Origin of the sequence: Pseudonocardia terrae (assembly GCF_021343995.1) — a bacterium.
Classification (GTDB): Bacteria; Actinomycetota; Actinomycetes; order Mycobacteriales; family Pseudonocardiaceae; genus Pseudonocardia; species Pseudonocardia terrae.
Genome location: NZ_JAJTTE010000101.1, coordinates 1 through 11923, shown reverse-complemented (window position 1 = coordinate 11923; position 11923 = coordinate 1). Strand labels below are relative to the sequence as shown.

Below are 11923 nucleotides of genomic sequence, written 5' to 3'. Positions count from 1 at the left end.
ACCATGATCGTCGGTCCGGGACCGAGAAGGTCGAAATCCGACCCTCCTCGTCCGCCACCAGTGTTCACGGCCCGTGGCACGCCAGCCGAGGCCGTGATCGTCAATTCTGGACAGAAGGTCGAATTCCGTCCCTCCCCGTCCACGACCAGGGATCACCGTCCGAGTGGCGCGCCAGCCAGGGCCTCGACCGTCGGCCATGAGCGACGAGGAAGGTCGATTTCCGACCCTCCCCATCCACGACCTTGATCCCTCCCCATCCACGACCTTGATCACGGCCGGAGCGCCGAGCCGGTCGAAGCCCTGATCGTCGGTCGTGGGCAAGGAAGGTCGAAATCCGACCCTCACCCCCCACGACCACTGATCACGGGCCCAGGAAGGCGGTGAGGGCGGAGAGGGTGGCGGGGAGGTTCTCCTCCACCAGGAAATGCCCTGCGTCGGGGATCGCCTGCCCCGTGACGAGGGCGGGGTCGGCGGCGAGCGGGCGCCAGACGTGCGTCGGGGGTTCGGGATTGCGCCCCACCACCCCCTTCTCCCCCCACAGCACCAGGGTCGGCGCCCGGAGCCGGGCGCCCTCGGCGTCGTGCTCGAGGTCGATTCCGGCGCCGGCCCGGTAGTCCTCGAGCATCGCGTGCCGCGCCTCGGGATCGGCGAAGGCCTTCTCGTAGGCGGCGAGGGACTCGGCGTCGTGCGCCGCGAGCCCGCTCCCCCAGCTGCCGAGCAGCCGGTGCAGGTAGTAGATCGGGTCGCCGGCGATCAGCCGCTCGGGCAGGTCGGCGGGCTGGATGAAGAAGAACCAGTGGTAGTAGGCCTGCGCGAGGGCGCGGTCGACGTGCGCGTAGACGTAGCGCGTCGGCAGGATGTCGAGCAGCGCGAGCCGCTCGACGCGCTCGGCGTGGTCGAGGGCGAGGCGGTGCGTCACCCGGGCGCCCCGGTCGTGCCCGACCACGGCGAACCGCTCGAACCCCAGCTCCGCCATCACCCCGGCCTGGTCGGCCGCCATGGCGCGGAACGAGTAGCCGGCGTGGTCCTCACCGGAGGGCGGTCGGTCTGACTCCCCGTACCCGCGCAGGTCGGTGGCGACGACCGTGTGCCGTGCCGCCAGCTCGCGCATCACCGGCCGCCACATCACGTGGCTCTGCGGGAACCCGTGGAGCAGGAGCACCGGCGGGCCCTCGCCGCCGCGCGTCCCGTGGATCCGTACCCCGTCGACCGTGACGTCGAACGACGTGAACCCCGTCATGTCCGCCATGGCCCGGACCGTAGCCGGGCTCGCGGGCGACGTCAGCAGGATCCGCGTCGTCGGACCGGCTCTCGAACACCCACGCCTTGAGCACCGCGAACCGGATCAGCCCGCCGAGCACGCTGGCGAGTGTGACCGCCGCGGTCTCCTCCAGCGGCGTCGCCCCCGGGACGATCTCGTGCAGGACGAGCAGCACCGCGGTGCTGTAGCCCGCGTAGAAGGCGACGGTCCCGGCGTCCTGGATGTAGACCCGCCACCGGTGGGCCACGGCGCCGTCGAACGTGAAGCGCCGGTTGATCTCGGTGCTCACCGCGGTGCTGAGCACCAGCGCGACGAGGTTGGCCGGCACGGCGTCGAGGACCAGCCGCATCGTCAGGTACAGCGCGGCGTTGACGGCCGTGCCCAGCCCGCCGACGACGCCGAACCGGACGAGCTGGACCAGCAGCGGGAAGCGTGCGCGAAAGGCGACGACCCCGCGCCCGAGACCCGCCACGGCACCCGCGACGAGCTCCGCGACGACGTGCGCCGGGTCCGTCCCCCCGATCGCCCTGCTCGCCGTCACCCGTCCACCTCTTCCGCCCGATCCCGTGATCGGTTCCTTTGTCGCATCCCCGGCTGGGTCCGCGCCCTCTCCCAGCTGTGCAAACGCTGTGAGAAGGGATCTTCATCCCGCGGGGCGCGATCCGTGACGAGGTCGTGATCACTCCTACCCGTCACCGCGCCGAGGCACGCGCGTTGACCGTGTGAGGTCGATCGTCACCCGTCCGGGTGGCAGACCGGATCACCGACAGGGGGACGGCCGGACATGCGTCGGACGGCATTGACACTCGCGGTCATCGCGCTCGTCGCGGCGGGTGGCGTCACGGCCGCCACGGCGGCCTCCGCGGCCCCGACGAGTGATCCGGCCGTCGCGCACGGCTACTACCTGGCGCAGAACGGCACGGCGTGGGACGGCGCGTGGTCGCCCCAGTCGGACACGCTCGTCGACCCGAAGGTGGGCCACTGCTACGACGTGACGTCGCTGCCCACCGGCCCGGGCGCGGCCTGGACGGAGTCGGTGAACCGCACCGACAAGGTCGCCCTGCTGTCGGCGAAGACCTGCGCGCAGCAGGCGGAGGACGCCGAGAACGCCAGCGCCGAGAACACCAGCGCCGAGAACACCGGCGCCGAGAACACCAGCGCCGAGAACACCGACGCCGAGAACACCGGCGGGGAGGCCGCAGTGGCCGCCCATCAGGCGGCGCACCGGACCTCCCCCGACTCGGTCTCGCCGGGCTCCGGCGAGTACACCTTCCGCTCGGTGAGCTTCGCGAACGTGCCCTGACCAGGGCCGGATACGCCACAGCCGGACACGTCACGCCCCGACGCGCCCCGATCAGAGGCGCCTCGGCCGGACTCGCCACGGCCGGGCGTGCCCCGGCTCAGACCTGCAGGAACACCGTCTCCCGGTCACCCTGCAGGTGGACGTCGAAGCGGTACTCCGCCTCGCCGACCTTCTCCGCGACCAGGGTCGCCCGCCGCTCGGCCGGTACGGCGGCGAGGAGCGGGTCCGTGTCGTTTCCGGGCTGGCCCGCGAAGTAGATCCGGGTGACGACGCGGTCGAGCAGGCCGCGCGCGAACACCGAGACGTCGAGGTGCGGGGCCTCCTCGGCGTCGTCGTCGAGTGCGGGCAGCGCGCCGGGCAGGACGGTCCGGATGCTCCACCGGCCCGTCTCGTCCGTGCAGCTGCGCCCGAACCCCAGGAAGCCGGGAACGGTCGGCTCGACGGCCCCGCGCGGGTCGTCCGGGTGGGCGAAGCGGCCGTCCGGGTCGGCCTGCCAGGTCTCGATCAGCCCGTCCGTCACGGGGACTCCGGCGCCGTCGTAGAGGATCCCGGAGATCACGACCTCGCCCGGGGTTCCGGGCGGGACGACCTCGGCCCCCTTCGGCCAGTCCAGCCCGAGCCGCAGGTACGGCCCGACGGTCTGGGAGGGGGTCAGCGGCAGCTGCTCACTCATGGGGCTCCTCGAACGGGGTCTGCTCGCGGCCGCGCAGCACGATGTCCCAGCGGTAGGCCAGCGCCCACTCGGGCTGCGTTGCGTCCATGTCGAAGGCCGAGATCATCCGCTCGCGGGCACCCTCGGGCGCCGACCGGTAGATCGGGTCGAACGCGAACAGCGGGTCCTCGGGGAAGTACATCTGCGTGACGAGCCGCTGGGTGAACGCCCGCCCGAACAGCGAGAAGTGGATGTGGGCCGGCCGCCAGGCGTTGTGGTGGTTGCCCCACGGGTAGGCGCCCGGCTTGATCGTGGTGAACGAGTACTCGCCCTTCGAGTTCGTCACCACGCGGCCGCCGCCGGAGAAGTTCGGGTCCAGCGGAGCGGGCCAGGTGTCACGCGCGTGCGCGTAGCGGCCCGCGGCGTTGGCCTGCCAGACCTCGACCAGGGTGTCGGGCACCGGTCGGCCGTCGGAGTCGAGGACCCGGCCGGACACGGTGATCCGCTGACCGAGGGGTTCGCCCTCGTGCTGGCGGGTCAGGTCGTGGTCGTTCGGCCCGATCTCGCCGACGAGCAGGGGGCCGGTGACCTCGGTCAGCCGCTGCGGGACCAGGATCGGCCGCTGCGTGGGCGCCCGGAGCCCGGTGCTCTTGTACCCCGCAAAGTCCAGCGGGGGGTGGGTGTCCCTCGGCTGCCGGTAGGGCCGGGGATGGGCCAGAGTCATCGACCGCTCCTCTCCGAGCGTCTCGGCGCGTCGGACTGCACTGTGCGGCACGGGCCCGCCACGGCTCGACCGCCCTTCCGTTGTGCGGAAGAATGGCCGCTCGTGACGGGGAGGTCGACGGTGACGGCACGGGTCCTCGACGTCCTCGGGGCCTTCACCGCCGCCACGCCGGAGCTGTCGCTCACGGAGATCAGCAGGCGCACCGGCCTGCCCCTCACCACGACCCACCGCCTGGTCGGCGAGCTCGCCACGTGGGGCGCGCTCGAGCGCGGCGAGGGCGGGCTCTACCGGGTGGGGCTGCGGCTGTGGGAGGTGGGCGCGCTCGCCCCACGCGGGCTCGGGCTGCGCGAGCGGGCGATGCCGTACCTCGAGGACCTGCACGAGGTCACCCGGGAGAACGTCCAGCTCGCGGTGCTCGACGGCGCCGAGGTCGTCTACGTCGAACGGCTGGCGGCCCGGGACGCGGTGAGCATCCGGTCGCGCGCCGGGTCCCGGCTGCCGGCGACGGCGACGGGCGTCGGGCTGGCGCTGCTCGCCCACGCCGACCCCGAGCACGTCGAGAAGGTGCTGGCGGCGCCCTTCCGGAGGTTCACCGAGAAGACGCTGACGGACCCCGACCGGGTGCGGCACGTGCTGGGCGAGGTCCGCCGGACCGGGGTGGCGATCAGCGAGCAGCAGATCGAGATGGTGTCGCAGTCCGTCGGGGCGCCGATCCGGGCGGGCCTGGGCCGCGTCGTCGCCGCCCTCTCGATCGTGGTGCCGGCCGAGGCGAACCCGCACGCGTACGTGCCGGCGGTGCTCGCCGCCGCGCGCGGCATCTCCCGGGCCCTGGGCGCGTCGGCGCTCGCCACGCAGCCGTAACGGTGCACGGGGTTGTGGCGCGCCGGGGGAAGGCGCCACGATCCCCCACATGGACGTGGTGGAGTACCGGCCGACGCGTGACCAGTACGTCTGGACCTTCGGCGGGGTGGCACCGTCGCACCGGATCACGCCGGGCACGCTGCTGCGGCTCTGGACCGAGGACGCCTTCTCCGGGCGGCTGACCTCCACGAGCGACCGCCCCAGCGCCGTGCTGAACATGGCCGAGGTCAACCCGCAGACCGGACCCTTCTTCGTCGAGGGCGCGGAGCCGGGCGACACGCTGGCCCTGCACCTCGTCGACCTGACGCCGGCACGGGACTGGGGCGCGTCGACGACCATCCCCTTCTTCGGCGCGCTGTCGACCACCGAGCGCACCGCGCTGCTGCACGACCCGCTGCCCGAGCGGACCTGGATCTACGAGCTCGACCGGGCGCGGGGCGTCGTCCGGTTCGCGGCGCAGAGCGTCGACCTGGAGCTCGAGCTGCCGTGCAACCCCATGCTGGGCACGGTCGGTGTGGCCCCGGCGGCGCGCGAGGTACGGTCGAGCCTGGTCCCCGACCTGTTCGGCGGCAACATGGACACGCCCGAGATGAAGCCGGGCGTGACCTGCTACCTGGGCGTCAACGTCGAGGGCGCGCTCTTCTCGGTCGGCGACGGGCACTACCGGCAGGGCGAGGGCGAGAGCTGCGGCACCGCCGTCGAGGGCGCCATGGACGTCACGCTGGTCGTCGAGCTGATCAAGGGCGTGCCGACGGTCTGGCCGCGGATCGAGTCGGACACCCACTACACGGTCGTCGGCTCGGCCCGGCCGCTGGAGGACGCGTGGCGGGCAAGCCAGATCGGCATGATCGCCTGGCTCGGCGAGCTGTACGGGCTGGACCGGCTCGACGCCTACCAGCTGCTCACGCAGATCTCCGAGTCGCCGCTGGCCAACGTGGTCGACACCAACTACAGCGCGGTCACCAAGATCGCGAAGAACCTCCTGCCGCCCGGGTCGGCGTACGGCGGCATGCACGCCCACCTGCGCGACACGGCGCGCACCATCTGAGGGGAGAGACGCGTGGATCTGCAGCTCAGCGGCCGGAAGGTGCTGGTCACCGGCGGCACCAAGGGGATCGGCGGCGCCGTCGTCGACCTGCTCGTGGAGGAGGGTGCGCGGGTCGCCTTCTGCGCCCGCAACGAAGTCGAGGTCAAGGCCAAGGCAGAGGCGACGGGCGCGTCCGGGCGCGCGCTCGACGTCGGCGACGCCGCGGCGCTCGCCGCCTGGGTGCGCGACGAGGGCGAGGCCGGCGGCATCGACGTCGTGGTCCCCAACGTGAGCGCCCTGGCCATCGGGCCCGGCGAGGAGAACTGGAAGAACTCGTTCGAGATCGACCTCATGCACACAGTGCGGATGGTGGAAGCGGCGATGCCGTACCTCGAGAAGAGCGAGGTGCCGGCGGTCGTGGCGGTGTCCAGCGTCTCCGGGCGCGAGGCCGACTTCGCCGGCGGCTCCTACGGGGTGATGAAGGCCGCGATCGTGCACTACATGTCCGGGCTCGCCTTCACCCTCGCCGCCAAGGGCATCCGCGCCAACAGCGTCTCCCCCGGCAACGTCTACTTCGACGGCGGCGTCTGGCAGAACATGGAGCGCACGCAGCCGGACTTCTTCGCCGAGGCCATGGCGCTCAACCCGTCGGGCCGGATGGGGACGCCCGAGGAGACGGCCTACGCGGTCGTCATGCTCGCCAGCCCGCGCGCGAGCCGGATCAGCGGGACCAACCTGGTGGCCGACGGCGCCCTCACACGGGGCGTGCAACTGTAGGGTCGTGCGCGACTTCCGGATCGACGTCCCCGAGACCGAACTCGACGACCTGCGCGACCGGCTCCGCCGCACCCGGTGGCCGGAGCCGGCGACGGTCGACGGCTGGACCCAGGGCGTGCCGCTCGACTACGCGAAGGAGCTCGTCGCGTACTGGGCCGACGAGTACGACTGGCGGCGCTGCGAGACCGAGCTGAACTCGTACCCGCAGTTCACGACCGGGCTCGACGGCGGCGGCGACGACACCGTCGAGGTGCACTTCCTGCACGTCCGGTCCCCGCACGAGGACGCGCTGCCGCTGATCCTCACGCACGGCTGGCCCGGCTCGGTGATCGAGTACGTCGGGCTGATCGACGCGCTGACCAAGCCGGAGGACCCGGCCGACGCCTTCCACGTCGTCATCCCCTCGCTGCCCGGCTTCGGGTTCAGCGGCAAGCCCGAGGTCTCGGGCTGGGGCGTGCCCCGGATCGCGACGGCGTGGGCCCAGCTGATGGACCGCCTCGGTTACGAGCGCTACGGCGCGCAGGGCGGCGACTGGGGTTCGATGGTCACGGCCGCGCTGGGCACGGGGATCCCCGAGGCGCTCGTCGGCATCCACCTCACGATGCCGCTGGCCGAGCCGCCGCCCCAGGAGGAGCGGCACCCCCTCTCCGCCGAGGAGAAGGACGCGCTGATGTTCGCCAAGCGCTTCAAGGTCACCGGCACCGGCTACTCGGCCGAGCAGTCCACCCGGCCGCAGACGCTCGGGTACGGGCTCACCGACTCCCCCGTCGGCCAGGCGTGCTGGATCGTCGAGAAGTTCTGGGACTGGACGGACTGCGCCGGCCACCCCGAGAACGTGATCTCGCGGGACCGGCTGCTGGACAACGTGATGCTCTACTGGCTCACCGCGACCGCGGCCTCCAGCGCGCGGCTGTACTGGGAGAGCTTCCGCAAGCAGCGCCTGGACACGGTCGAGGTCCCGACCGGTGCGTCGGTCTTCCCGCACGAGATGAGCCGGCTGCCGCGGCACTGGCTGGAGCGCCGGTTCACCGACCTGCGGTACTTCTCGCACCCGGTGGCGGGTGGGCACTTCGCGTCGCTGGAGCAGCCGGAGACCTTCGTCGACGAGGTGCGGACCTTCTTCCGGATGGTGCGCTGACGGAGCGTGGCCCTGCGCCTGCTCGGCTGTCACCTTTCGGGTGAGCACGCGGTCGAAACGTTGACCCTCAGAGACGGACATCACCTTTTGCGCGGTGTCCGTATCCCTGCCGAGTGACCCTCGTTGGAGTGATCGTCTGCGGATGATCAATCCATCCCGGACGAATCCCCGGAACCACGAGGTCGCGGTCCGCCCAGTAGGTCCACTGTGGCCGGACCTGCGGCGCGCCACGAAGGAGACCCCATGTCCCGCACCACGAGCACCGCCCTCCGCCTCGTCGCGGCGGGAGCCCTGGGCCTGCCGCTGACGCTGGGCGTCGCCGGCGTCGCCAACGCCGCGCCGGCCCATGGCGGGTCGAGCGGGTGTGCGGATGAGGGGCACTCGGGGGGTGGGCATTCCGATGGGGGGCAGCACGGCGGCGGGCACTCCGGCGGCGGGCACTCCGGCGGCGGGCACTCCGGCGGCGGGCACTCCGGTGGTGGGCACTCCGGTGGTGGGCACGGCGGGCACGGTTCGGACGGCGGTCGGCAGATCGCGTACCAGGGCGGGAGCCTGGTGGGCGCGCTGGCGCAGGTGAACCCCGCCCTCAACATCGGCGGCATCCTCAACTCGGGCGACGTGCACCAGGTCGCGGGTTCGGCGAACTCGGCGAACTCCGGCATCGAGCAGTCGCGCGGCTGGGGCGGCCCGGGCAGCGGCGGCCAGCAGTCGTTCCAGGCCGGGGACGTCGTCTCCGCGCTGCTCCAGGTGGACCCCGCCGTGAACGTGGGCGGCATCCTCAACTCCGGGGACGTCCGTCAGACCGCGGTCACCGGGAACTCCGCGAACTCGGGCATCGTGCAGGACGGCGGGCACGGCGGCGGGCACGGCGGCGGGCAGGACGGCGGGCACGGCGGCGGGCACGGCTCGTCCCGCAGCGGCGGCCAGCACGCGGCCCAGGGCGGCGACCTGATCGGCCTCGACCTCCAGCTCAACCCGGCGGTCAACATCGGCGGCATCCTCAACTCCGGCGACGTCCGCCAGACCGCGGTCACCGAGAACAGCGCCAACTCGGGGATCTCCCAGCACCGCTGAGCGCAGACGATCACGGGCCGACGGGCCCTGCCACCGCGGCCGGCGTGGGGACGCCGAGCGCAGGGTCGCGGACACCGGGGAGCGGGTCCGCGACCACCCTCGGGCGGGCGTCCTCCTCGGACAGGGCCGAGGCACGCGGAGCTCGCACAACCGCCCGGGACCCGGCACACCGGGCGGGGCACGGCGCCACACTCCTCGGAGTCGTCTCACAGGCCGTCGACGGGGTGTGGGCCGCACGAGAGGATGTGTGGCCCGCCCGGCGGTCACGGGCAGCCCTCGGCACGGGCTCGGACCACCACGTCCGGGGCCCAGCCCGACACGAGCCGGCCCCGACAAGCCCCGATGGGCCGACGCGCTCGCTGGAGCGCAGCACACCCCGTCGACGGTATGTGCCGGCGACCTCGGGCATGTGGGGCCGCACCACATCGGCTGTGTCGGCGATCAGAGCAACCGACCGGACCGTGGGCTCACCGCGCCACGACTCGGCCGCCCGGCACATCCGTCGGGCACCGAGGTCCATCGGGCGCGCCGCACCCGCCGGGCGCCGCACCTCCCGCCCGAAGCTCGTCACATCCGTCGGCCGCGACACTCCGCCCGACCGCGCCGCACCCCGCTGGGCGGCGCACGCCCGCCCAAGCTCGTCACATCCGTCGGCCGCGACACTTCGCCCGACCGCGCCGCATCCGCCGGGCGCCGCACTCCGCCCGAGCGGGACGCACCTGGCCGACCAGCGCAGACCCGCCCGACCACGCCGTGCCCCCGCCGGGCGCCGCACACCTCCCCGAGCGCGCCACATCCCGTCGAGCGGACCACTCCCGGCCGCCGGCCGGCTACTCGAACGCGAGCACCGAGGCCGTGAAGCTGTGCAGGTGGTTCCGCCCACCCACCGGCCCGATCTCGCCGGCGGCGAAGAACCCGGCCACCGGGACGTCGCCCAGCCCGGTCCGGACGATCCCCGGGTCGTGGTCGGCATCGGGGAACATGCCCGTCCCGCGGCCATTGCAGGAGAACAGCAACGCGCCGCGGACCTGCGGGAGCTCGTCGAGCAGGTGGGCGAGGTCCTCGCCGGCACCGACGGCGTCGCGCACCTGGAACTGCACGGTCCGCCCGACCTCGACGACGTCGCCGATCGCCACCGCGCCCGCCTCCGGGTCGATGCCCATCACGCCGCGGATGAGGAAGTCGCCGCGGCCGTGCTCGTCGGCGTACTCGTCCATCGCGACGCCGAGGTGCAGCGCCCGCGCCGCCTGCTGGCGTTCCTCCGGCGGCAGCTCCTGCACGATCGCGCCGAGCTTGGCGTACGCCTGCTCGCCGGCCAGCTCCAGCAGCAGGTTCGCCTTCGCCGCGGTCACGATCATCGGCGGCCCGATCGGGCGGCAGCCCTGGCTCACCACGGTGCGGACCCCGGCGCCGCGGCCGATGAGGACCCCGGCGGCGCCGCCGTCGAGCACCTCGCCGTCGAGGACGAGTCGGTTGCCGCCCGGCGCCCCGCCCACACTCGCGAGCCCACCCATCAGCGGCAGGCCGGGGAGCAGCTCGGCGGACCGCTCGAGGTAGCCGCCGACCGGGAACGAGAACGGGTCGGCGAGCAGGATCGCCGCCTCCGCGGCGGCCGCGGCCGCCGCCGGCGGTGTGCCCGTGACCGCGATGCCCTCGGCGCTCCGCCGCGCCCCGAGCCGGAACGTGTCGAGCGGGACACCGGGCAGCGCCGCGGCGAACACCGAGACCGACGGCTCCTGCTCGACCCCGCGTCCGTCGGCGATCACCCCGTGGGCGGTCGTGCCGACGGCGGCACGCGCGCCCGCGATCTCCATGACACGTACCGCGGCGGCGGCGGCCCCGTCCGGGTCGCCGCCGCGACCCGTCGCGACGAAGACCACCACCAGATCGGGTGTGCGTCCCGCGAAACCGGACAGCGCCTCGGCCGTCGCGACCTCCGCGGCACCGCGGAGATCGGGACCGACGCCCAGGCCGTCGCCGAAGATCCTGCCGTCGTCCACCTCGGTCCCCCTTCCCGCCACCGCGGGGAGCGCCGGTGGCGTCGGAGGGCATCGTCGCAGGCCGAGGCCGGTGCGGCCAGCGGTTCGGCTCGACTGCGAGCCAGGTGGTTCGACCCAGGTGATCCGAGCCAGCCGTTCGACCGGATCGTTCGGCTCCGGGACGAGCGAGGGGCCGGCGGACGAGCCGCCGGCCCTCGCGGCGTACGGGGTGCCGAGCTGCCAGAACGACCACCGCCGCCGGGTGTCCGCATCGGGCGGACGCGAACCACCTTATCGCATACAGTTCTGTTCTGCGAAATACTTGCAACAAGGGCTAGCGTCGGCACCGACCCACCCCGACACGGAACGGAGCACCCTCGTGGCCGAGTACACGCTGCCCGATCTGCCCTACGACTACGGCGCGCTCGCCCCGCACATCGCGCCGGAGATCATGGAGCTGCACCACTCCAAGCACCACAACACCTACGTGACCGCGCTCAACGGCGTCCTCGACACGCTCGCCGAGGCGCGTGCGGCCGGGAACTTCGACGCGATCGTCGGGCTGGAGAAGACGCTCGCCTTCAACCTCGGTGGGCACGTGAACCACTCGGCGTTCTGGCAGAACCTCTCCCCCGAGGGCGGGGACAAGCCCGACGGCGAGCTCGGCGCGGCGCTCGACGAGCACTTCGGCTCGTTCGACGCCTTCCGGGCCCACTTCACCGCGGTCGCGACGACGATCCAGGGCTCCGGCTGGGCGATCCTCGGCTGGGACCAGCTGGGGAAGCGGCTGCTGGTGCACCAGCTCTACGACCAGCAGTCCCAGCTGCCGGCCGGGCAGATCCCGATCGTGCTGCTGGACATGTGGGAGCACGCCTTCTACCTGCAGTACAGGAACGTCAAGCCGGACTACGTGAAGGCATGGTGGAACGTCGTGAACTGGGCGGACGCGCAGCAGCGCTTCGCCGCCGCCCGCGCGAGCTGAGCCGCGCCCGGGCCCGCCGCGAGCGGGCCCGGGCTCGACTCGCGGGAGCCCACAGCGCGACTCGCAGAAGCCCACAGCCCGACTCGCAGAAGCCCACAGCCCGACTCGCAGAAGCCCACAGCCCGACTCGCAGAAGCCCACAGCC

At 73.1% G+C, this 11923-nt stretch carries 12 protein-coding genes; 7 read left to right on the top strand and 5 right to left on the bottom strand.

The annotated features are described in order from the left end of the window. Positions 1–361 precede the first annotated feature (361 nt). Both LWC33_RS33650 and LWC33_RS33645 read right to left on the bottom strand, forming a co-directional pair. On the bottom strand, positions 362–1111 hold the full coding sequence (locus LWC33_RS33650; protein ID WP_233308758.1) for an alpha/beta fold hydrolase: 750 nt from the start codon (positions 1109–1111) through the stop codon (positions 362–364). Next, positions 1029–1802, bottom strand: coding sequence for a GtrA family protein (locus tag LWC33_RS33645; protein WP_233308757.1), 774 nt, complete (start codon positions 1800–1802; stop codon positions 1029–1031). The genes LWC33_RS33650 and LWC33_RS33645 overlap by 83 nt, the downstream gene beginning before the upstream one ends. A gap of 243 nt (positions 1803–2045) precedes the next feature. On the opposite strand from LWC33_RS33645, the gene LWC33_RS33640 reads away from it, so the two are divergent. Further along, a complete protein-coding gene (locus LWC33_RS33640; RefSeq protein ID WP_233308756.1) occupies positions 2046–2564 on the top strand; it encodes a hypothetical protein in 519 nt (172 codons plus the stop codon). A gap of 97 nt (positions 2565–2661) precedes the next feature. Here LWC33_RS33640 and pcaG read toward each other — a convergent pair whose 3' ends face one another. Beyond that, positions 2662–3237, bottom strand: coding sequence for a protocatechuate 3,4-dioxygenase subunit alpha (pcaG, locus tag LWC33_RS33635; RefSeq protein ID WP_233308755.1), 576 nt, complete (start codon positions 3235–3237; stop codon positions 2662–2664). Then, positions 3230–3940: a protocatechuate 3,4-dioxygenase subunit beta gene (pcaH, locus tag LWC33_RS33630; RefSeq protein ID WP_233308754.1), complete on the bottom strand. Its 711-nt coding sequence runs from the start codon at positions 3938–3940 to the stop codon at positions 3230–3232. Before pcaH ends, pcaG begins: the two co-directional genes overlap by 8 nt. A 120-nt stretch (positions 3941–4060) precedes the next feature. On the opposite strand from pcaH, the gene LWC33_RS33625 reads away from it, so the two are divergent. The 5 genes from LWC33_RS33625 to LWC33_RS33605 all read left to right on the top strand — a co-directional run bounded on the left by LWC33_RS33625 (position 4061) and on the right by LWC33_RS33605 (position 8817). After that, positions 4061–4801 (top strand): IclR family transcriptional regulator, encoded by a 741-nt coding sequence (locus LWC33_RS33625; protein WP_233308753.1) that lies wholly within the window; start codon positions 4061–4063, stop codon positions 4799–4801. Between the two features lie 49 nt (positions 4802–4850). Continuing rightward, on the top strand, positions 4851–5849 hold the full coding sequence (locus LWC33_RS33620; RefSeq protein ID WP_233308752.1) for an acetamidase/formamidase family protein: 999 nt from the start codon (positions 4851–4853) through the stop codon (positions 5847–5849). A 12-nt stretch (positions 5850–5861) separates the two neighbouring features. Beyond that, positions 5862–6605: an SDR family NAD(P)-dependent oxidoreductase gene (locus LWC33_RS33615; protein ID WP_233308751.1), complete on the top strand. Its 744-nt coding sequence runs from the start codon at positions 5862–5864 to the stop codon at positions 6603–6605. A gap of 4 nt (positions 6606–6609) precedes the next feature. Next, positions 6610–7743, top strand: a complete 1134-nt coding sequence (locus tag LWC33_RS33610; protein ID WP_233308750.1) for an epoxide hydrolase family protein — start codon at positions 6610–6612, stop codon at positions 7741–7743. 243 nt (positions 7744–7986) lie between these two features. Then, positions 7987–8817 (top strand): hypothetical protein, encoded by an 831-nt coding sequence (locus LWC33_RS33605; RefSeq protein ID WP_233308749.1) that lies wholly within the window; start codon positions 7987–7989, stop codon positions 8815–8817. A gap of 830 nt (positions 8818–9647) precedes the next feature. On the opposite strand, the gene LWC33_RS33600 is transcribed toward LWC33_RS33605, so the two are convergent. Continuing rightward, a complete protein-coding gene (locus LWC33_RS33600) occupies positions 9648–10817 on the bottom strand; it encodes an FIST signal transduction protein (protein WP_233308748.1) in 1170 nt (389 codons plus the stop codon). Positions 10818–11175: 358 nt separating this feature from the next. Between LWC33_RS33600 and LWC33_RS33595 the strand changes: the two genes are divergently transcribed. Beyond that, positions 11176–11778, top strand: a complete 603-nt coding sequence (locus LWC33_RS33595) for a superoxide dismutase (protein ID WP_233308747.1) — start codon at positions 11176–11178, stop codon at positions 11776–11778. Positions 11779–11923 lie beyond the last annotated feature (145 nt).